This window comes from Mycobacterium sp. KBS0706, assembly GCF_005938675.2.
Classification (GTDB): Bacteria; Pseudomonadota; Alphaproteobacteria; order DSM-16000; family Inquilinaceae; genus Inquilinus.
In genome coordinates this window covers 23,212-44,316 of record NZ_VCCH02000044.1, presented here as the reverse complement: position 1 = coordinate 44,316, position 21,105 = coordinate 23,212, and the positions used below count along the sequence as shown (strand labels likewise).

At 69.1% G+C, this 21,105-nt stretch carries 18 protein-coding genes; 9 read left to right on the top strand and 9 right to left on the bottom strand.

Annotated elements, in window-relative coordinates; translation table 11 throughout:
- Nucleotides 1–34: 34 nt before the first annotated feature.
- Nucleotides 35–2,377 carry an ATP-dependent Clp protease ATP-binding subunit ClpA gene (gene clpA, locus FFK22_RS22950; protein ID WP_138890052.1) on the top strand — a complete coding sequence of 781 codons (2,343 nt, stop codon included), beginning with the start codon at nucleotides 35–37 and terminating at the stop codon, nucleotides 2,375–2,377.
- A gap of 245 nt (nucleotides 2,378–2,622) precedes the next feature.
- Here the strand turns inward: clpA and FFK22_RS22945 are convergent, their stop codons facing one another.
- Entirely contained in the window at nucleotides 2,623–4,029 is a 1,407-nt protein-coding gene (locus tag FFK22_RS22945) for a PLP-dependent aminotransferase family protein (RefSeq protein ID WP_138890051.1), read from the bottom strand.
- Between the two features lie 107 nt (nucleotides 4,030–4,136).
- Here FFK22_RS22945 and FFK22_RS22940 point away from each other — a divergent pair, with 107 nt between their 5' ends.
- Nucleotides 4,137–5,012: a DMT family transporter gene (locus FFK22_RS22940; protein WP_306770155.1), complete on the top strand. Its 876-nt coding sequence runs from the start codon at nucleotides 4,137–4,139 to the stop codon at nucleotides 5,010–5,012.
- Here FFK22_RS22940 and FFK22_RS22935 read toward each other — a convergent pair.
- The 5 genes from FFK22_RS22935 to FFK22_RS22915 all read right to left on the bottom strand — a co-directional run bounded on the left by FFK22_RS22935 (nucleotide 5,009) and on the right by FFK22_RS22915 (nucleotide 9,572).
- The gene (locus tag FFK22_RS22935) at nucleotides 5,009–5,902 is read right to left on the bottom strand and encodes a LysR family transcriptional regulator (protein WP_221938786.1); all 894 of its coding nucleotides are present in this window, start codon (nucleotides 5,900–5,902) and stop codon (nucleotides 5,009–5,011) included. The genes FFK22_RS22940 and FFK22_RS22935 overlap by 4 nt on opposite strands.
- Nucleotides 5,903–6,126: 224 nt before the next feature.
- A complete protein-coding gene (locus tag FFK22_RS22930) occupies nucleotides 6,127–7,104 on the bottom strand; it encodes a magnesium transporter CorA family protein (RefSeq protein WP_138890048.1) in 978 nt (325 codons plus the stop codon).
- Nucleotides 7,105–7,369: 265 nt separating this feature from the next.
- On the bottom strand, nucleotides 7,370–7,870 hold the full coding sequence (locus FFK22_RS22925) for a universal stress protein (protein WP_138890047.1): 501 nt from the start codon (nucleotides 7,868–7,870) through the stop codon (nucleotides 7,370–7,372).
- Nucleotides 7,871–7,895: 25 nt separating this feature from the next.
- Nucleotides 7,896–8,648 (bottom strand): TIGR02186 family protein, encoded by a 753-nt coding sequence (locus FFK22_RS22920; protein WP_221938785.1) that lies wholly within the window; start codon nucleotides 8,646–8,648, stop codon nucleotides 7,896–7,898.
- Nucleotides 8,649–8,651: 3 nt separating this feature from the next.
- Nucleotides 8,652–9,572, bottom strand: a complete 921-nt coding sequence (locus FFK22_RS22915; protein ID WP_138890046.1) for a sulfite exporter TauE/SafE family protein — start codon at nucleotides 9,570–9,572, stop codon at nucleotides 8,652–8,654.
- 238 nt (nucleotides 9,573–9,810) lie between these two features.
- Here FFK22_RS22915 and FFK22_RS22910 point away from each other — a divergent pair, with 238 nt between their 5' ends.
- The 6 genes from FFK22_RS22910 (at nucleotide 9,811) to FFK22_RS22885 (ending at nucleotide 17,121) form a co-directional block, all read left to right on the top strand.
- A complete protein-coding gene (locus tag FFK22_RS22910; protein ID WP_186002600.1) occupies nucleotides 9,811–10,986 on the top strand; it encodes an efflux RND transporter periplasmic adaptor subunit in 1,176 nt (391 codons plus the stop codon).
- 21 nt (nucleotides 10,987–11,007) lie between these two features.
- Nucleotides 11,008–14,142 carry an efflux RND transporter permease subunit gene (locus FFK22_RS22905; RefSeq protein WP_138890044.1) on the top strand — a complete coding sequence of 1,045 codons (3,135 nt, stop codon included), beginning with the start codon at nucleotides 11,008–11,010 and terminating at the stop codon, nucleotides 14,140–14,142.
- A 286-nt stretch (nucleotides 14,143–14,428) separates the two neighbouring features.
- Entirely contained in the window at nucleotides 14,429–15,331 is a 903-nt protein-coding gene (locus FFK22_RS22900) for a hypothetical protein (RefSeq protein ID WP_143956859.1), read from the top strand.
- 12 nt (nucleotides 15,332–15,343) lie between these two features.
- On the top strand, nucleotides 15,344–15,973 hold the full coding sequence (locus FFK22_RS22895; protein WP_138890042.1) for a DUF2272 domain-containing protein: 630 nt from the start codon (nucleotides 15,344–15,346) through the stop codon (nucleotides 15,971–15,973).
- Nucleotides 15,974–16,102: 129 nt separating this feature from the next.
- Nucleotides 16,103–16,765, top strand: coding sequence for a hypothetical protein (locus FFK22_RS22890; RefSeq protein ID WP_138890041.1), 663 nt, complete (start codon nucleotides 16,103–16,105; stop codon nucleotides 16,763–16,765).
- 11 nt (nucleotides 16,766–16,776) lie between these two features.
- A complete protein-coding gene (locus tag FFK22_RS22885; RefSeq protein ID WP_138890040.1) occupies nucleotides 16,777–17,121 on the top strand; it encodes a hypothetical protein in 345 nt (114 codons plus the stop codon).
- Nucleotides 17,122–17,137: 16 nt separating this feature from the next.
- Here the strand turns inward: FFK22_RS22885 and FFK22_RS22880 are convergent, their stop codons facing one another.
- Nucleotides 17,138–17,587, bottom strand: coding sequence for a GNAT family N-acetyltransferase (locus FFK22_RS22880; protein ID WP_138890039.1), 450 nt, complete (start codon nucleotides 17,585–17,587; stop codon nucleotides 17,138–17,140).
- A gap of 108 nt (nucleotides 17,588–17,695) precedes the next feature.
- Here FFK22_RS22880 and FFK22_RS22875 point away from each other — a divergent pair, with 108 nt between their 5' ends.
- Entirely contained in the window at nucleotides 17,696–18,562 is an 867-nt protein-coding gene (locus FFK22_RS22875; protein WP_138890038.1) for an alpha/beta fold hydrolase, read from the top strand.
- Nucleotides 18,563–18,597: 35 nt separating this feature from the next.
- On the opposite strand, the gene FFK22_RS22870 is transcribed toward FFK22_RS22875, so the two are convergent.
- Nucleotides 18,598–19,998, bottom strand: coding sequence for a CehA/McbA family metallohydrolase (locus tag FFK22_RS22870; RefSeq protein WP_138890037.1), 1,401 nt, complete (start codon nucleotides 19,996–19,998; stop codon nucleotides 18,598–18,600).
- The gene (locus FFK22_RS22865; RefSeq protein WP_138890036.1) at nucleotides 19,995–21,098 is read right to left on the bottom strand and encodes an ABC transporter ATP-binding protein; all 1,104 of its coding nucleotides are present in this window, start codon (nucleotides 21,096–21,098) and stop codon (nucleotides 19,995–19,997) included. Before FFK22_RS22865 ends, FFK22_RS22870 begins: the two co-directional genes overlap by 4 nt.
- Nucleotides 21,099–21,105: the final 7 nt, after the last annotated feature.

Genomic DNA, 21,105 nt, shown 5'->3' with positions numbered 1-21,105 from the left:
GGTCTGGCGGGCCCTTCCGGCATGGGGACGACCGATGCTCTCGCGGAATCTGGAGCAGACGCTGCACAGGGCCCTCGCTTTCGCCAATGAGCGACGGCATGAGTACGCCACGCTCGAACACCTGTTGCTGGCGCTGTCAGAAGACCAGGACGCCGTGGCCGTGATGCGGGCCTGCGGCGTCAATCTCGAAAAGCTGCGCCGCGATCTCGTCGGCTATATCGACACCGAGCTCGCAACCCTGAAGATCGACGGGATCGAGGACGCGAAGCCGACCGCCGGCTTCCAGCGCGTGCTGCAGCGCGCCGCGATCCACGTCCAGTCCTCGGGGCGGGAGGAGGTGACTGGCGCCAACGTGCTGGTCGCCCTGTTCTCCGAGCGCGAGAGCCATGCGGTATATTTCCTGCAGGAGCAGGACATGTCCCGCTTCGACGCGGTGAACTACATCAGCCACGGCATCGCCAAGGCCGGTGCTTCGGGCGCGGCACGGACCGGGTCCGGGTCGGGCGAATCAGCGCGTCCGGTGTCGGGCGCCGATGAGGACGCGCAGGCGGAGAAGGTCGTGAAGAAGGGCTCGGAGGCGCTCAGGACCTATTGCGTCAACCTCAACGAGAAGGCGACGAAGGGCAAGATCGACCCCTTGATCGGCCGCGAGGCCGAGATCGAGCGGACGATCCAGATCCTGTGCCGCCGCTCGAAGAACAACCCGCTCTATGTCGGCGACCCCGGGGTCGGCAAGACCGCGATCGCCGAGGGGCTGGCCCGCCGCATCGTCGATGGCGAGGTGCCGCCGGTGCTGGCCGACGCCACCATCTTCGCCCTCGACATGGGCGCGCTCTTGGCCGGCACCCGCTATCGCGGCGACTTCGAGGAGCGGCTGAAGGCGGTGATGTCGGAGCTGGAGAACCTGCCCGGCGCGGTGCTGTTCATCGACGAGATCCACACCGTGATCGGCGCCGGCGCCACCTCGGGCGGGGCGATGGACGCCTCCAACCTGCTGAAGCCGGCCCTGGCCTCGGGCGCGCTGAAATGCATCGGGTCGACCACCTACAAGGAATACCGCAACTACTTCGAGAAGGACCGCGCCCTGGTGCGCCGGTTCCAGAAGATCGACGTCAACGAGCCGTCGGTCGACGACACGATCAAGATCCTGCAGGGGCTGAAGACCTATTACGAGAAGCACCACCAAGTGCGCTACACCGCGGATGCGATCCGCGCCGCGGTGGAGCTGTCGGCCCGCTATATCGGCGACCGCAAGCTGCCGGACAAGGCGATCGACGTGATCGACGAGGCCGGCGCCGCCCAGATGCTGCTGCCGCCGTCGCGGCGGAAGAAGACCATCGGCATGCGCGACGTCGAGGCGGTGGTGGCGAAGATCGCCCGGATCCCGCCGAAGAGCGTCAGCCGCGACGACAAGGCGCTGCTGCAGACCCTGGACCGCGACCTGAAGACGCTGGTGTTCGGCCAGGACCAGGCGATCGACGCCCTGGCGGCGGCGATCAAGCTGGCCCGCGCGGGCTTGCGGGAGCCGGAGAAGCCGATCGGCAACTACCTGTTCTCCGGCCCGACCGGCGTCGGCAAGACCGAGGTGGCGCGGCAGCTGTCCCGGCTGCTCGGCATCGAGCTGGTGCGCTTCGACATGTCGGAATACATGGAGCGGCACTCGATCAGCCGGCTGATCGGCGCCCCGCCGGGCTATGTCGGCTTCGACCAGGGCGGGCTGATGACCGATTCGGTCGACCAGCACCCGCACTGCGTGCTGCTCTTGGACGAGATCGAGAAGGCGCATCCGGATGTGTTCAACATCCTGCTGCAGATCATGGATCACGGAAAGCTGACCGACCACAACGGCAAGTCGGTCGATTTCCGCAACGTCATCCTGATCATGACCACCAATGCCGGCGCCACCGAGCTGACCAAGCAGTCGATCGGCTTCGGCGCCACCCGCAAGGACGATGCGGGCACCGAGGCGATCAACCGGATGTTCACGCCGGAGTTCCGCAACCGGCTGGACGCGACCATCGCCTTCGGCCATCTGACGCCGGAGATCGTGGCCCAGGTGGTCGACAAGTTCGTGATCCAACTGGAGACCCAGCTGGCCGACCGGCACGTCACCATCGAGCTGTCCTCGGCGGCGCGGCAGTGGCTGGTCAAGCGCGGCTATGACGAGCTCTACGGCGCCCGGCCGATGGCCCGGGTGATCCAGGAGCACATCAAGAAGCCGCTGGCCAACGAGCTCCTGTTCGGCAAGCTGGTCAAGGGCGGCCAGGTCCGGGTCGACGTCGCGGCGGACGGCGAGACTCTGGCGTTCGAGTACATCGAGAACCCGACCGCCCCGGTCTCCTCCGACGACGCGGCCAAGGAACCCGAGCTGGCCTGATTGGCGGGTCGGCGCAAAAGACAAAGGGGCGTCCCGGTCGGGGCGCCCTTTTGGTTTGGGGGACGGAGCAGACCGAGGGGCGACTTACAGATTGCCTCTCCCGTTTACGGGAGAGGTCGGAGACGCGAAGCGGCTCCGGGTGAGGGGAGGGCGTCGAGGCCCGGGCCCGCCCTCACCCGGTCGTCCTGCGGACGCCCGACCTCTCCCGCCAGGCGGGAGAGGCAATCGGCTCTGCCGACCAGCAGTCACCCCCGCATCGCCTCCTCCAGCACGGCGAAGATGCGCGGGCTGGCGGATTGGGCGGCGTTGAAGCGCAGGTAGCGGCCGGCGCTGCGGGACGGGCTGAACACGTCGCCCGGGGCCAGCACCAGGTCGCGGGCGAGGGCGCGGCGCGCCACCTCGGCCGAATCGAGGCCGTCGGGCAGGGCCGCCCACAGGAACATGCCGCCGCGCGGCTCGACCCAGGGGACCAGGCCGAGGGCGCCGAGCCGCCGCGCGGTCTCGCCCATCGTCCGCGCCAGCCGGCCGCGCAGCCCCTCGACATGGCGGCGGTAGCTGCCGTCGGTCAGCAGCCGGTGCACCAGCCGCGCCGCCAGCGCGCTGTTGGAGAAGCTGGTGGCGAGCTTGAGGTCGGTCAGCCCCTCGATCCAGTCCGGCCGGGCGGCGATGAAGCCGCAGCGCACCGCGGCCGACAGGGTCTTGGAGAAGCTGCCGATATGGATCACCCGCTGCAGCCCGTCCAGCGCGGCCAGGCGCGGCGACGGCTCAGTCTCGAAATCGGCGAAGATGTCGTCCTCCACCACCACCAGGTCATGCGCCTCGGCCAGCATCAGCAGCCGGTGCGCCGCCTGCGGCGACAGGCTGGCGCCGGTCGGGTTGTGCAGGGCGGCGTTGGTGACATAGAGCTTCGGCCGGTGCTCCGCCGCGGCACGAGAGAAGGCGTCGAGGTCGGGGCCGGCCGGGGTGCGTGGCACTCCGATCACCCGGGCGCGGTGGGCGCGCAGCACGCCGAGAAAGTTGAAGTAGCAGGGGTCGTCGACCAGCACGGCGTCGCCCGGTTCCAGCAGGAACCGGCCGATCAGGTCGATCGCCTGGGTGCCGCCATCCGCCAGCAGGATCTGGCCGGCCTCGGCGACGATGCCGCGTTCTGCCAGCCGCCCGGCCAGGTGCCGGCGCAGGGGGGCGAAGCCGAGCGGCGAATCATACTCGACCAGGCCTTCGCCCTCCGACCGGGCCAGGCCACGCAGCGCCCGCCGGATCGCCGGGTCGGGCATCCAGTCGGCCGGCAGCCAGCCGCAGCCCGGCTTCAGCGTCGGACTATCCGTATCCTCCAGCGCCTGGCGGGCGATCCACAGCGGGTCGATGGTGCGGTCCAGCCGCCGGCCGGGTTCGGCCAGGGTCAGGGGCTGGGCCTTCCGGGCGACGTAGAAGCCGGAGCCGGGGCGGGCGGCGATCGCCCCCTCCGCCGCCAGCCGGTCATAGGCCTCGACCACGGTCGATTTCGACACGCCCAGCGCCTCGGCCAGGCGGCGGATCGACGGCACCTTGGCGCCCGGCGCCAGGGCACGGCTCTCGATCCGCTGCCGGATGCTGTCCATCACGGTCGAGACCAGGGTGGCGCCGTGTCTTGGCACAGAAACGAGATCGAGCATCCGTACCGGGCTCCGGATCAGGACAGTTCGGCGAAACTGTACCCTACCATCTCTGGCCGTCGCCGTCGCCGGCCGTCATGGTCGGCCGCATGGAAGCGACACGAACCTTGGACGGACCCTCGAACGAGGCGGCGGCGGGCTGGATCAACGGCCTGCTCGGCGTGCTCATCTTCAGCGGCTCGCTGCCGGCGACCCGGGTGGCGGTGCTCGACCTCGACCCGCTGTTCCTGACCGTGGCCCGGGCGGCGATCGCTGGGCTGCTCGGCGCCGCGATGCTGCTGGCGCTGCGGCCGCGGCGGCCGGAACGGGCGGATCTCGGGCCGCTGGTCGTGGTCGCGCTCGGCGTGGTCGTCGGCTTCCCGCTGCTGACGGCGCTGGCGCTGCGCTACGTCACCTCGGCCCATGCCATCGTCTTCGTCGGCCTCTTGCCGATTGCAACCGCAGTGTTCGGCGTGCTGCGCGGCGGCGAGCGGCCGCGTCCGGCCTTCTGGATCTTCTCGGTGCTCGGCGCCGCGATCGTCGGCGGCTATGCGCTGCGCCAGGGGGGCGAGGCCTCGCCGCTCGGCGACGGGCTGATGCTGGCCGCCATCCTGGCCTGCGGCCTGGGCTATGCCGAAGGCGCCCGGCTGTCGCGCCGGCTCGGCGGCTGGCAGGTGATCTCCTGGGCGCTCCTGATCTCGCTGCCGCTGTCGCTGCCGGCGTCGCTGCTGACCTGGCCCGCCTCCTGGGCCGGGGTCGGCTGGCCGGCGCTGGCGGCGCTGGCCTATGTCTCGCTGTTCAGCATGCTGATCGGCTTCATCTTCTGGTATCGCGGCCTGGCGCTGGGCGGCATTGCCGCGGTCAGCCAGCTGCAGCTGCTGCAGCCCTTCTTCGGCCTGGCCCTGGCCGCGGGCCTGCTGCATGAGCCGGTCGGCTGGGGCCTGGTCGGCTGCGCCTCCGCGGTGGTGCTGTGCGTCGCGGGAGCCAAGCGCTTTTCGCGTTAGGCCTCGACCATCCGCCGGACATGCTCGACGAAGCGCCGGGTCGCGCCGAGCGGCTCGGCGTCGCGGCGGGCCAGGTGCAGCGGCGCCATCGGGGGCGCGGCCAGGCGCAGGGTGGCGATGCCGCCGGCGTCCAGCCGGGCCATCGAGGCCGGGATGATCGACACGCCGAGCCCGGCCTCGACCAGGCTCAGCGTCGACACCAGCCGCGGCGCCTCCTGCACGATGCGCGGGCTGAAGCCGGCGGCGCGGCAGGCGGCGATGATCGAGTCATAGAGGCCCGGCCCGCTCGGCCGGCGGTACAGCACGAAGGCTTCCTCGGCCAGGGCCGAGAGCGGGATCGGGTCCGGCCCGGCGGCCAGCGGGTGGCCGGCCGGGACGACCGCGACCATCGGCTCGTCCAGCAGCGGCTCGACCGCGAGGCCGGCGGCGTCGCCGACCGGCGAGCGGATGAAGGCGGCATCCAGCCGCCCCAGCCGCAGCGCCTCGACCAGCTCGCCGGTGCTGGCCTCCTCCATTGCCATCTCGACCTGCGGCGCGGCCTCGCGGAAGCCGCGGATGGCGGCGGAGACGAAGGGGTGGAAGGCGGCGGAGCTGGTGAAGCCGACGGCGATCCGCCCCTGCTCGCCGCGTCCGGTGCGGCGCACCGTCTCCAGCGCGCGGTCGAGCTGGGCCAGGATCGCGCGGGCCTCGGCCAGCAGCACCAGGCCGCTCTCGGTCGGCCGCACGCCGCGCGGCAGCCGGTGCAGCAGGGGCACGCCCAGCGCCTGCTCCAGCGCCTTGATCTGCTGGCTCAGCGGCGGCTGCTGCATGCCCAGCCGCTCCGCCGCCCGGGTGACATGCCCCTCCTCGGCCACGGCGACGAAATAGCGGAGATGGCGCAGCTCGATCATCGGCATATCCAGGCGATATGGATGGCTATGGTGCCATCTGGTGGTGGCTATGCCGAGGCCCTTGGGTCTGTTCAGGTGATCACAAAGCCGTCATGGCGAGGAGGCGAAGCCGCCCCGTTGAGTTTAGAAAGGGGCCATCCAGAGGGCGGTGCCACTGGATGGCCACGCCCCTGCGGGGCTCGCCATGACGATGGTGGGAGCGGCACGGGTGACGGCAGGCCGTCCTACAGCCAACCCTTCCGCTTGAACCACAGATAGGGCAGCACGGCCGACAGCACCATCAGGCCGAGCGCCCAGGGATAGCCGGCCGCCCAATGCAGCTCCGGCATACTCTCGAAGTTCATGCCGTAGATGCTGGCCACCAGGGTCGGCGGCAGGAACACCACCGCGGCGACCGAGAAGATCTTGATGATCGCGTTCTGCTCGATGTTGATCATCCCCATCGAGGCGTCGAGCAGGAAGGTGATGTTGTTGCCGATATAGGTGGCGTGGTCGGTCAGCGACGCCACGTCCCGGCTCAGGCTCTTCAGATGGGTGCGGAACACCTTGTCCTTGGTGGCGTCGCCGACCGCCAGGAAGCTCAGCAGCCGGGCCAGGCTGACCAGGCTCTCGCGCGCCTTCGACACCAGGTTCTGGCTGCGGCCGATCTGCTTGAGATTGGCCTCCAGCTCCTCGTTGGTGGTGCGCTTGTGCACCGCCTCATGCACCTTGAAGATGCGCTGCGACAGCGCGTCGACCTCGCCCGCCACCCGCTCCAGGATGTCGGCGGTGCGGTCGACGATGGCCTCGAGCAGGCCGATCAGCGTGGCCGAGCCCGACGGGCACAGCATCGGCTGGCGCTCGGCATGGGCGATGAAGCCGGCCAGGGATTTCGGCTCGGCATAGCGGATGGTGACGAGGGTCTGGCCCTTCAGCACGAAGGTGATCGGGGCGGTGCCGGGCGCGTCGGTCTCGGTGGCGTAGAGCACGCTGGCGGTCATGAACATGCCGCCGTCTTCCTGGTACAGCCGGCTCGACGCCTCGATCTCCTGCATCTCCTCGCGGGTCGGCAGGAACAGGCCGAGCTGCGCTTCGGCCAGCCGTTCCTCCTCGGCGGTCGGGTTGAACAGGTCGATCCAGACCATGTCCGGCGGGAAGGCGGCGCCCTCCGACGGGTCGATCGTGACGAAACGGGCATTCGAAAGCGTGTAGATGCGCAGCATCGCGGTCTGTCCCCTGGTGCCGGCGCATCGCCGGGCCGGGACCGCGGTGTCTAGCGGAGCCCTTCGGCCGGCGCGGCGCTGGGCCGTCCGTTCCCTGGCGGGGCGATCCGGTCGGGTCGCCTCCGTGGTTCGTCCCGGTCGGGACGACTGTCTGGCTCGTCCATGTCTCGATTCATCGAAGGCAGGGCCTGGCGGCACCCGTCACGCTCGGATGCCACCGCCGGGTGGCGCCGTCAAGCGGCCGGCCTTGCGCGGGAGGGGCGCGTCAGCTCAGGGCGTCGATCGCGTCGGTGGTCAGGTGGCCCGGCACGATGGTCAGCGGGATCCGCAGCCGGGCGATGGCCTTGCTGCTGGTCAGGTACTGGATCAGCGGGCCGGGGCCGACGGAGGAGGTGGTGTCGGCGCCCAGCACCAGGATCGAGATCGACGGCTCCTCGGCGATCAGGGCCAGGAGCTCGTCGCGGGCGGCGCCTTCGCGGATGTGCAGGATCGGGATGGTGCCGGTCAGCTGGTTGACCTCGCGCGCCACCCGCTGCAGCCGCTGCTCGGCCTCGTGCCGGGCCTCCTCGCGCAGCACGTCCTCGATCGCGCCCCAATGCTGGATCTCGCTGGGGCTGATGACGTGCAGCAGGGCGACCCGGCCGCCGGTGTGCTGGGCCCGGCGGCAGGCGTAGCGCAGCGCCGCCCGCCACTCCTCGCTGTCGTCGACGACGACGAGGAAGATGCGCGGCAGCTCGTGCTTGGTCTCTGGGGCGTTGTCGGTCATGGCACCCTCGATAGATGGGAACGCATCAGGGACGACGGAAGACGACGCTGGCCAGCCAGCCGGCGGCGACGGCGACGAGGATGGCGGCCAGCCCGTACAGCGCCGGATCGTTCTGGGCGAATTCGTAGATCTCGGCGCCCATCCCGACCTTGCCGACGATCAGCGGCGTGGTCTGGGCGTCGACCACTTGGCCGCCGCGGAACAGATAGGCCTCGACCTGGTACTGGCCGGTCGGGACATTGGCCGGGAACTCGATCCGGGTCCGGAACAGGCGGCCGCTGAGGAAGCTGACCTGGCCGGTGTCGGTGACGTAGAGGCCGCTGCGCTGCTGGCCGCGGATCAGCGCGTCGCGGAAGGCGGCGATGGCCTCGGGCCCGGCCTCGCGGTCGTCGTCGCTGACGGCCAGCTGCAGGTATTTCAGGCCGATGCCGGCGCGCTCCAGCACATTCGGCGCGGCCAGCTGCTCCAGCGGCTTGCTCGAGGCCACGGCGTAGAAGCCGGGCACGCCGCTGAACTTCATGCTGGCATGATTCAGCCAGACCCCGGCGACGCGGTCCTTTTCGCGCACCGTGGCCCGGTCGGCCGGGCCGCGCACCACCACCGCGACGTCGCCCTCGCCCTCGGTGGCGCCGAACAGCAGCACCTTGGTGCCGGTGAAGCCGGTGTTGATGGCGATGACGTGGTCGGACAGATCGGCCACCAGGTCCTGGGCGGCGCCGGGTCGGCACAGGCCCAGGACCGCGGCCCAGATGGCGACGGCGAGAACGATGCGCCGCACGGCTCAGCCCCCCCGGCGCATGGCGACGGTGAACAGGTCGGCGGGCGTGCCGATCAGGTCGAAGCCGACCTTGATGCAGATGATCAGCACCAGCGTGGCCAGCAGGGCGCGGGCCTGGTCGCCGCGCAGCCGGCCGCTGGCATGGGTGCCGAACTGGGCGCCGATCACGCCGCCGGCCAGCAGCAGCAGGGCCAGCAGCACGTCGACCGTCTGGTTCTGGAAGGCCTGCAGGAAGCAGACCAGCGCGGTGGTGAAGATGATCTGGAACAGCGAGGTGCCGGCCACCAGCGAGGCCGGCATGCCGAGCAGGTAGATCATCGCCGGCACCAGGATGAAGCCGCCGCCGATGCCCATGATCGCGGTCAGGAAGCCGCCCAGCGCGCCGATCGCGATCGGCGCCAGGGCGCTGATGTACAGCCGCGACTTCGGGAACCGGGTCTTGAACGGCAGGCCGTGGAACCAGCCGTGCTTGTGCAGCTTCCGCCGCTGCCCGGGAGATCGGCGGCGTCGCAGCATCGACCGCAGGCTCTCGACCAGCATCAGCGCGCCGACCGTGCCGAGGAACAGCAGGTAGAACAGGTTGATGGCGAGGTCGATCTGGCCGAGCAGTTGCAGCAGGCTGAACAGCCGGACCCCCAGCACGCTGCCGACGACGCTGCCGGCCAGCAGCACCAGCCCCATCTTCAGGTCGACATTGCCGCGTCGCAGATGCGCCAGCATGCCGGAGACGCTGGCCGCGACCAGCTGGTTGGCCTGGGTGCCGACCGCGACCGCCGGCGGGATGCCGATGAAGATCAGGAGCGGCGTCATCAGGAAGCCGCCGCCGACGCCGAACAGGCCGGACAGGAAACCGACCAGCCCGCCCATGCCGAGAATCAGCAGGGCGTTCACCGAGACCTCGGCGATCGGCAGATAGACTTGCATGGCGCGGGGTCCCGTCCAGTCTCAGCCGCACCTTAGTCGGTGAACGCGTCGATGCGAAGGCCGTTGGCGGCGGCGGCGAAGCGATGCCGCCGCGGCATGCGCGCCTCGGTTACCCATGCCGTACATGCATGTATGTTTCAAGTTAGGCTGGGCGTCGCGGTCTAGTGTATGGTGCTGCGCTTTTCGATTCACAGCACGAGCCCGTATGATCAACGCGGGCCTGGGGACGGAATTGCGCATGATCCTCCGCTTCATCCTGGTCGGAATCGCCCTGATCGTCGTTGTCGGCGGGCTCGTCGGCATGAACCTCAAGCGCGATCAGGTGGTGGCGGAGATGTTCGCCAATCCGCAGATCCCGCCGGTCACCGTCTCCGCCGCCAAGGCCGAGGCGAAGACCTGGACCGACTATCTCGAGGGCATCGGCAGCGTCTCCGCGGTCGAGGGCATCGAGGTCGCCTCCGAGGTCGCAGGCACGGTCAAGTCGATCGACTTCAAGGCCAACGACACGGTCCAGGCCGGGCAGCGGCTGGTGCAGCTGGATGATTCGATCGACCAGGCGGATGTGCGTCTGTACCAGGCCGCAATGGATCTGGCGCAGCGGGTCCTGGACCGGGTGTCGTCGCTGCGGTCGCGCGGCAACGCCCCGCAATCCGACCTCGATTCCGCCAATGCCGAGCTGCTGAAGGCGCAGGCGCAGATCGCCCGCGCCCAGGCGACGATCGACAAGAAGGCGGTGATGGCGCCCTTCGCCGGCATGGTCGGCATCCGCAAGATCGACATCGGCCGCTACGTCGCCGCCGGCGACGCATTGGTGACGCTGCAGCGCCTGGACCAGGTCTATGCCGACTTCACCCTGCCGGAGCAGGCGTTCAGCCGCATCAGCCAGGGCCAGAAGGTCGAGGTGCGGGCCGATGCCTTCCCGGACGAGGTGTTCCGCGGCGAGGTCAGCGGCATCGAGCCGGTGGTCGACGCCGCCAGCCGCATGGTCAAGGTGCGGGCGACCATCGACAATCCGGGCCTCAAGCTGCGCCCCGGCTTCTTCGCCAATGTCCGGCTGATCCTGCCGGAGCGGCCCAATGTGGTGACCGTGCCGCAGACCGCGATCACCTTCAGCCTCTATGGCGACACCGTCTTCGCGATCCGCGAGAAGCCGGCGGAGGCCGGCCAGCAGCCGCCGGCGGCCTCAGGTGATGCCGCCAAGGGAGAGGGCCAGGCGCCGGCCGGGCCGCAGCTGGCGGTCGAGCAGGTCTTCGTCCGGGTCGGCCAGCGCCAGGGCAATCTCGCCGAGATCGTCGAGGGGGTGAAGGCGGGCGACCAGGTCGTCACCTCCGGCCAGCTCAAGCTGCAGAACGGGTTCCCGGTGGTGATCGACAACTCGGTCGACCCCACCCGTCCTCCGCCGGCTGGGTCCTGAGCCGGCCGGGAAGGGGGAACGATGAACTTCACCTCGATCTTCATCCGCCGGCCGGTGCTGGCCTCGGTGATCAGCCTGTTGATCCTGTTGCTCGGGCTGCAGGGGCTGGCGTCGCTGCCGGTGCGCCAGTTCCCGAAGACCGAAGAGACGGTGATCACCATCACCACCGCCTATCCGGGCGCCAGCGCCGACCTGATGCAGGGGTTCATCACCACCCCGGTCGCGCAGGCGGTGGCGAGCACGGAGGGGCTGGACTACGTGACCTCCTCCTCGGTCCAGGGCGTCAGCACCGTGTCGGTGCATATGAGGCTGAACGCCAACCCCGATTCGGCGCTGACCGAGGTGCTGACCAAGGTGCAGCAGGTCCGCAACGACCTGCCGGACGAATCGAAGGACCCGGTGGTGGTGAAGGGCACCGGCCAGGACATCGCGATCCAGTACATCGCGCTGGACAGCGACCGGATGTCGCCGGAGGAGGTGACCGAATACATCACCCGGGTGGTGCAGCCGCAGCTTTCGACCACCGAGGGCGTGGCCGATGCCGACATCCTGGGCGCCAAGAGCTTCGCCATGCGGGTCTGGGTCGACCCGATGCGGCTGGCCGCGCACATGGTGACGGCGGCCGATGTGGTGACGGCGATCCGGGCCAACAACTTCCAGTCGGCGCCGGGCCGGACCGAGGGCGAGCTGGTCACCTTCGCCATCCGCACCGACACCACGTTGCGCACGGCCGAGGCCTTCGGCGACCTGGTGGTGCGCTCGGACGGGTCGAACATCGTCCGGCTGAAGGACGTGGCCCGGGTCGAGCTGGGCAGCGAGAGCTACGACGCGCGCGTCACCTTCAACGGCCGCGAGGCGATCTTCATCGCCATCAACCCGACCCCCGCCGCCAACCCGCTGACCACGGCGGCCAATGTGCGCGCGGCGATGCAGGACATCGTGCGCCAGATGCCGGAGGGCATGCGCGGCGAGATCGTCTACGACGCCACCGAGTTCATCGAGGCCTCGATCTGGGAGGTCGGCAAGACCATCCCCGAGGCGGTGGCGATCGTGGTCGTGGTCATCCTGCTGTTCCTCGGCTCGTTCCGCGCCGTGATCATCCCGATCGTCACCATCCCGCTGTCGCTGATCGGCGTGCTGTTCTGCCTCTATGCCCTGGGATACTCGATCAACACGCTGACGCTGCTGGCCATGGTGCTGGCCATCGGCCTGGTGGTCGACGACGCCATCGTGGTGGTGGAGAACATCCACCGCCATATCGAGGAGGGGCTGACGCCCAGGCAGGCGGCGCTGCAGGGCGCGGCGGAGATCGCCGGGCCGGTGGTGTCGATGACCATCACCCTGGCCGCGGTCTATGCCCCGATCGGCTTCGCCACCGGCCTGACCGGGGCGCTGTTCCGCGAATTCGCCTTCACCCTGGCCGGCGCCGTCATCATCTCCGGCATCGTCGCGCTGACCCTGTCGCCGATGATGACCAGCAAGCTGTTGAAGCCGCATGGCGAAGGCGGGGGCCGGTTCCAGCGCGCGGTCGACCGTTTCTTCACCGGGCTGCAGGGCTGGTACCACCGGCGGCTGCGCCACTCGCTGAACTACCGGCCGGTCACCATCTTCCTGGCCGTCGTGCTGCTCGGTGCCTCGGCCTTCCTGTTCGCGAACACGCCGAGCGAGCTGGCGCCGGAGGAGGACCAGGGCTTCGTGTTCATGATCCTCGAGGGGCCGCGCTACGCCAATCTGGAATACATGAACCGGTTCAGCGACAAGCTGATCAAGGACCTGCAGGCGATCCCGGAGCACGACGCGATCTTCGCGGTCAACGGCGCCGGCTCGCTGGCCTCCGGCTTCGGCGGCATGACCTTCAAGCCATGGGGCGAACGCACCCGCAGCGGCGCCGAGATCCAGGCCCAGGTCCAGCAGGTGGTCAGCGGCATCGCCGGGGTCGAGGGCTTCGTCGTCACGCCGCCGGCGCTGCCCGGCTCCTCCGGCGGCCCGCCGATCCAGTTCGTGATCAAGGCCCCCGGCTCGCCTCAGCTGGTCTACGAGATGGCGCAGCAGATCGCGAACGAGGCGCGCAAGAGCGGCCTGTTCCTGTTCGCCAACGCCACCCTGTCCTTCGACCGGCCGGAGCTGTCGGTCGAGATCGACCGCAACAAGGCGGCGGCGCTGGGCATCAACATGGACGACGTCGGCACCACGCTGAACGTCATGCTGGGCGGCAACGACATCGGCCGGTTCGACCGCGACAACCGCAGCTACAAGGTGATCCCGCAGGTGGCGCAGGAGAGCCGGCTGAACCCGGAGGAGCTGAACAAGTACTTCGTCCGCACCGCCAGCGGCGCCCTGATCCCGCTGTCCTCGGTGGTGACGCTGAAGACCCAGGCGACGGCGAATGCCTTCGCCCAGTTCAACCAGCTCAACAGCTCGACCATCCAGGGGGTGCCGACCCCGGTGATCGTCACCCTGGGCCAGGCGCTGACCTTCCTGCAGGAGACGGCCGACCGCATCCTGCCGCGCGGCGTCACCTATGACTACGAGGGTGATTCGCGGCAGTACATCACCGAGGGCAACACGGTGATGATCGCTTTCGCCTTCGCGGTGATCGTGATCTTCCTCGTGCTGGCGGCGCAGTTCGAGAGCTTCCGCGACCCGCTGATCATCATGATGTCGGTGCCGCTGTCGATCTTCGGCGCGCTGGCGGCGCTGAATCTCGGCTCGATGCTGCCGGGGATCGGCAAGCTGCTCGGCATCGTCATCACCGTGCCCGGCGCCAGCATCAACATCTACACCCAGATCGGGCTGATCACGCTGGTCGGGCTGATCACCAAGCACGGCATCCTGATGGTGGAGTTCGCCAACAAGCTGCAGGAGGAGCAGGGGCTGTCGCGGCGCGACGCGATCGAGCAGGCGGCGGCGATCCGGCTGCGGCCGATCCTGATGACCACGGCGGCGATGGTGCTGGGCGTGGTGCCGCTGCTCTATGCCAGCGGCGCCGGCGCCGCGGCGCGGTTCTCGATCGGGCTGGTGATCGCCTCCGGCATGTCGATCGGCACGCTGTTCACCCTGTTCGTGGTGCCGATGGTCTACACCTACCTCGCCCGCGACCATCACCGGGTGGTCGAGGCGGACGCGCCGCCGGCCCATCCGAAGCCGGCGGAGTAGCCGGGGCGGCGCGCCGCTCTGCGGGACGAGACGGGGCGAGCCCGCGCCCCGGACCATAGACAGCGATTCCGCGTGCCGGTCGCGCGGATTGATCTGTTGCGGCAGGACAGCAGGCTGAAGTGCCTGAAGCGATTGTCTCAAGCGCGCTGCAGGCGATCTTAAATATCCATGAAAATATGCCTGCTGTAATCTTATTACCATTTGTGTATAATATATGGAATGGTTTGATCGTGGCCGGCGGTGTTTTCTGCTCCCGCCGAGCCGATGCCGACGCATTCAGAATTCATTGGGTTTGCGCATTTCGGGGGGCCTCATGGCCATTCATTTCGACATCGTGCGCGACGGCAGGCATTTCTCGGCGCGAGCCGACGACGGCGAAGCCTTCGCCATCGCTTCGAAGGTCCGGTTCGGCGGGGAGCGGTTCGGGCTGTCGAACGACCGCGGCTTCTTCGGGTCGGAGGAGGCGAGGAAGGTCCTCTACGTCGCGAAGGACTTCGAAGCCGTACATCCGTTCTGGTGCGATTTCATCGAACCGACGGCGATCTGCGAAGGGCAAAGCTTCATCTCGCTGAACACCTTCGATCGCGCGCGCTTCACCTTCGGGTTCGGCCAGTTCGCCGCCCACGTTCCGGACGGCGATTTCATCCGCTGGTTTCGCGACATGCTGCAGCGGCCCGAGGTCGAGGACTACTTCCCCAATCTCGAGGTCCAGGCGGGACGCATCGTCAAGGTCGAGGAGGCGAGGGTCATCCCCATGGAGGATGCGGGCTCGACCGAGCCGCTGCAACTCTTCCTCAACCCAACGCTCGACGATGTGGAGGATGCCGAGGTCATCGCCGCGGCCAAGCTGATCCACTGGACTGGCCATCACCCGGATGTGCGGCTGCTGCAGGTCCAGCACATGATCAACACGGCCCGCCGCCTGGTGAAGGAAGCGGACCGGCGGCTGGGGCTGGACGGCCGCGGCGCCGACCTGTGCTGCATCGTGATGGATGTCAGGCACCAGGGGCGCGCCCGGTTCGACGAGTTGCAGGCGGCGCTCGGCGCCAGAAAGCCGTTCGAAGCCCTGCTCGAAGTCGGCGGCGACGGAGAGCCCCAGCGCGTGCAGAACCTGAAGGCCGCGCTCGAGACCCGGCGGGCAAAGCTGAAGACAAGGACATGGTCTCGTGCAGCAGGCGACTTCGTCTGAGGGGAGGTGGCAATGGCCTTCGTCGACGATCTGGTCAGGGTGGCGCGAGCGGAATGGGACCGCTGGGGCGGGCCGCGCGTCGCGATCGACAGTACCCAAGCGGGATTTGCCGGCCCCAAAATGGAGGAAGATTCTCCGTTCTTCGCCTTTGTCGGAGACTACTGGCGGTCGATCGACATCGACCTCGACGGCAGGGATCCTCCGGCATGGTCGGCAGCCTTCATCTCGTTCTGCTTCATCGAGGCCGGCTCCGGCGAGCGCTTTCCCTCGCATGAGAACCACTCGATCTACGTCTCGAAGATCGATTCGGGGAGGTTCCCGGGGCTCTCGGTCGAGGATCCCGGCGTCACCGCGCCCGGCATCGGCGATCTCCTCTGGTCGAGCCGGACCGGCCGTGATTGCCGCAGGCCGCCATCGACCTTTGCCGAGGCCAGGAGGGAGCTCAAGAAGATCCGCGAGGGCACGGCGGGCAGCTTCTGCAGTCATTCCGACATCGTCGTCGCAATCCGCGACGGCGAAGTCGACGTCATCGGCGGAAACGTCTCACAGGCGGTGACCCGGACGACGTACAAGCTGGACTCCGAGGGGCGGATCAGGGACGGGCGACGCACCTTCGTCGGCGTGATCAAGAACGCTCTCTAGCTAGGTTAGCCTTTCATTGATGTGATTAAGGGCGGTGTATAATTATTGAGAGCGGTTTGAGAGTTCATTTCATATAGCCAAGATTTCTCGATTTATTTCAATAATGGAAAACAAGTTCAGGAGAACTCGATGAGCAATACAGAGCTCGCTTTCTCCATACGCCTGGCGGCATGGGGGCGTCGCGTGCGCCGCCTGCTGAGGGGCATCGCGGCGACCACTCTCGTCGCAGGGTGCACGGTCCAGCTCACGGCGCCATACAGCAGCGACATCGATGACCAGGCCAGCGCCCTGCAGTCCGACTTCCTCAGATTCGCGGCGGGGATGCAGATGGTCGCCGGCACGCCGAAGGGCTACTACGACGAGCACGCGTCACAATATGCCGACTTCGAAGCACGCCTGGCGGTGATCCGGATGCGCTCGGAGAGCCTGAGCGGCGGCGTTCCCTGCGGGCGCGCGCTGGACGCCGCCAAGAAGGTTCCACTCCCCCTGGGGGACCAGGCCGCGCCGTCGATCGCCGCAGCGTCCCCGCAGGGAGAGGCGGACAGCGCCAGCTGCATCACCATCCTGGTGCGGCTCGCCCAGAACAACATGGAGCGGCTCAGAAGCCAGCACCAGTTGCGGTGCAACCGGTCGGCGAAGGCCGTGCTTTGCACGACGCTCTTCTCGGTGCCGCCGATCTTCAACATCTTCTCGCCCGGGCAAAGCGACGCCCCGATCGTCAGCGCGGTTGCCATCAGCCTCAACGAACTCGTTGGCGCTGAGCGAGACATCAAGCCGCTGGGCAATGAGTAGGAGAGACTCCCATGCCGAGCTCCAGCCTGGATAGCGCGACGCGGAAAATCCTGTCCGCCCTGACCGGACAGGCCGAAATCTCGTTTCGGGGTGTCGTCCAAGACATCGAGCAGCATGTCATCCCGACCATGGCGTCGATCGCCCGCAGCCTCGCCGTGACCGGAGGGCGGCTCGCCGACGGCACGTTCACGAAGGACATCGCGGATGTCGAGGTGGCGGCGTCGCTGGATGCCGCGGCCTCGGTGATCGTCAGGTTCGCCAACCGCGTCCTGAAGGAGATCCAGGACATCATCAACGCGGTCTTGAGAGCGGTCAGGGACGTGGTCAACACCGCGGTGGGCGTGGCCCTGCTGTAGCTGGACAGGCCTGCGGTCAGCGCGCGAGATCCTTCCGCATCTCCGGGGCCGGGGCGAAGGCGGTCATCGCCGTGCCGACGACCCGGAACCCGCAGCGCTCGTAGAAGGCCCGCGCCCGTTCATGGGCGATCACATGCAGCGAACGGGTGCCGAGCGCGGCGGCGCGCGTCTCGGCCTCGGCCACCAGCCGGGCGCCGATGCCGCGACGCCAGGAAGCGGGATCGACGAACAGGTCCTCCAACTCGGCCTCACCGGCGCCGCGCGCCAGCACCGTGGCGAAGCCGACGATCGCGCCGTCCAACTCGGCGACGATGGCCGCGGGCAGGTGCCCGGCCGGAACCTGCCGCGCCTCGGGCAGCGCCTGCAATTCCTCGACATGATCGCCCCAGGCCAGCGAGGCGCGCAGCTTGAGCGCCCCGAGCGCGTCCCTGTCCTCCGGCCGGGCCGGGCGGATGCGGATCTTCATCCGGATGCCTTCGCAAAGATTCTGCTGCGGCCGTGTCGGATCGGGGCAGGGGTGCTTCGTCTTATCGACAGCGTCAGCGAAACCGCACCCGCTGGAGAGGAAAGCCCCATGATCCGCACCGCCTTGTTTGCCGCGGCCCTGCTCGTCGCCGGCCCCGCCTTCGCCCAGGCCCAGCCGGCGGGCGCCCGCGTCGAGGTCAACGGCATGCAGGTCTATTACGAGGTCTCCGGCAGCGGCGACCCGCTGGTCGTGCTGCACGGCGCCTATATGAACATCCCGTCGATGGGCGCGATCATCCCGAAGCTGGCCGAGACCCACAAGGTCTATGCGTTCGAGTTCCAGGGCCACGGCCGCACCACCGACATCGACCGGCCGATCACCTATCCTGCCCTGGCGGACGACACGGCCGCCTTCATGGAAGCGGTGGGGCTGCAGAAGGCCGATGTGTTCGGCTATTCGATGGGCGCCGCCGCCGGGCTGCAGCTGGCGATCCGCCACCCGGACAAGGTGAACAAGCTCGTCGCCGCCTCCGTCGCCTATGACGCCCAGGGCTGGCAGCCGGCGTTCCGGGAGTTCATCCCGCAGATGACGGTGGAGATGTTCGTCGACATGCCGGTCTTCGCCGAGGCGTATCGCAAGCTTGCCGCCAACCCCGATGGCTTCCCCGAGCTGGTGCGCAAGCTGATCGCGCTGGAGAAGGAGCCGATGGCGTGGGAGGCGGAGGTCAAGGCGCTGAAGACCCCGGTGCTGATCATCACCGGCGACGCCGATGTGGCGACACTGGAGCATTCGGTGGCGCTGTTCCGGCTGCTCGGCGGCGGCGGCATGGGCGACATGGGCCAGCCGCTGCCGGCCTCACGCCTCGCCGTGCTGCCGGCGACCTCGCACACCGCCGTGATCGGCCAGACCGAGCTGCTGGCGGCCGTGATCGAGCCGTTCCTCAAGGGTCAGACGCCGAAGGGGATGTTCGAATAGGCGGAGCGGAGCCGGCTGCGACGGGCCTGGCAGCCTCACCCGACATAGATCGGGTTGCTCAATGCCCGGCGCAGCGGCTGGGCCGCGATCTCCTGCCGAGTCACGCCGGCCGGCAGGCTGCGGCCTGCCAGCGCCCGCAGGAACTCGGCCTCGAGCCGCGGGCGGCTGGCGGCGGCGACGATCTCGGCGCGCAGGAAGCGGTCGGGCGAGGGCAGGGTCAGCCGGCCGATCCAGCCCTCCGCCGGAATCTCCTGCTCGGCGACGATGCCGCCGGCATCGACCCAGACCAGACGGTCGCCGGCGGCGCCGCGCACCTCCGCCTCGACGGTCCAGACGGTGCCGCCGAGCCGGGTGCTGCCCATCGGCACGCCGCCGGAGGTGACGGAGAGATGCGGTCCGTCCGGCCCCTCGGTGACATAGCCGCGGCCGGCGCGCAGCGCCTTCAGCACCGCCCGTTCCGACAGCTCCGGCAGCCACAGCGCCGTGGCCGGCCGGCCTGGACCGAGCGGGCCGGGCGGGGCCAAGATCGCCGGCTGGTGCCAGTCGCTGCCGCCGATCAGCGAGATCCGCCGGCCTTGCCGCAGCCGCTCGTCGTAGTGGGCCAGCGAGATCCAGTTGCCGGCGAACCAGTGCGACTGCCAGACCTCCATGCAGTCCAGCGCCGGCAGCTCGTGCCGCCACGGGATCGGCGGCTTGTCGTGGTTGATCGACAAGATGCCGCCGGCGCGGCGCACCGCCTCCGCCAGGCGGTGCGAATCGGCCGGCGCGGTCATGCGGAAGTCGATCCAGTCCTCGGCGCCGAAGACATTGGCATGGCCGTCGGCGGTGGTGATCTCTTCGCCGCGCACGAAGACCAGATCCGGGGTGCTGCGCGGCGAGAAGTAGCGGCGCTGGGTGGTGGTGTTGTGGTCGGTCACGGCCAGGAAGCGCAAGCCCGCCCGCCGCGCCGCCTCGTGCAGCAGCTCGGGCCCGCCGCGGGCGTCGCTGTGATGGGTGTGGCAGTGCAGGTCGCCGCGATACCAGCCGGGCGTCCGGTGATGCGCCTCGGCCGCCGGCTCGGGCGACCAGTCGGGGCGCGGCATGTCGTCGAGCCGGATGGTCAGCGCCACCTCGGCGCCGCCCGGCGGCACCCGGTACAGGCCGAGCAGGATGGTCCAGGTCCCGGCCGGAATCGGCCCCGGCACGTAGCCCGGCGTGGCGTCGTCGGTGGCGATGAAGAATGCGTCGCGGGCGCCGCCGCTCCAGCCGCGGAAGCCGGCCGGGCTGGGGAAGGCGGTGGCGCGCGGGTCGAAGAGGCCGAGATCGATGATGCAGTCGCCGGCCTTGGCATAGGCCATCGCCACGTCGATCCGGGTGGTGCCGGGCCGGATCTCGACCGGCACCGGGCGGTAGGGGCCCTCGGTGGCCGTCACCCGGACGCTCAGCGCCTGGGTCACGGCTCCTCCCCTGGGCCGGGAATGCGGCGTCCCTCGGCGTCGAAGACTACTGCGTCCTCGGCCCGGAAGCCGAGCCGGACCGTGCGGTCGAGGCTCAGCGGCTCGTCGCCGAAGATCCGGGCGGTGACGCGCCGGTCGCCCGGCAGCATAAGCGTGACTAGGCTTTCCGGCCCCATGCCCTCATTGGCGAACAGTTCGCCGGAGAGGTGCCAGTCGTCTCCGCCGATACGCAGATGCTCGGGCCGGATGCCCAGTGTCAGTTTGCTGCCGCGGTCGATCGCCCGGGCCAGTGCATCCCATAGCGGCAGGGGCGGGGCCTGCAGCCCGTCGGCCGCCAGCACCGCCGCGCCGTCCTGCCGCGCGGCCTCCACCGGCACCAGGTTCATCGGCGGGTTGCCGACGAAGCCGGCGACGAAGGTGGTGGCCGGGCGGCGATAGACCTCGAGCGGCGGGGCGTATTGCACCACCTGCCCGGCCTCCATCACCGCCACCCTCGTGGCCAGCGCCATCGCCTCGGCCTGGTCGTGGGTGACATAGATCGCGGTCATGCCGATGTCGCGCTGCAGGTGGTTCAGGAAGGCCCGCGCCTCCAGCCGCAGCTTGGCGTCGAGGTTGGAGAGCGGCTCGTCGAACAGATAGACCTGGGACGGATGCACCAGGGCCCGGGCCAGCGAGGCGCGCTGCTGCTGGCCGCCGGAGATCTGCGACGGCAGCCGGTCCAGCAGATGACCGATCTGCAGGATGTCCGCCACCTCCTGGGTGCGGCTGCGGCGAGCCTCGACCGGGGCGCCGCGGACCTTCAGCGGGTAGCCGATGTTCTGGCCCAGCGACATATGCGGGTACAGGGCATAGTCCTGGAACACCATCGACAGGTTGCGGTCCCTCGGCGGCTTGCGGGTGACGTCGGCGCCGCCGATCAGGATACGGCCGCCGGTCGGCTGCTCCAGCCCCGCCACCATGCGCAGCGTCGTGGTCTTGCCGCAGCCGGAGGGGCCGAGCAGGCAGACGAAGTCGCCGTCGCCGATCTCGAGGTCGATGTCGCGCACCACGGTCAGGTCGCCGAAGGCCTTCTGCACACGCTCGAGAGTTACCGAAGCCATCGAGTCT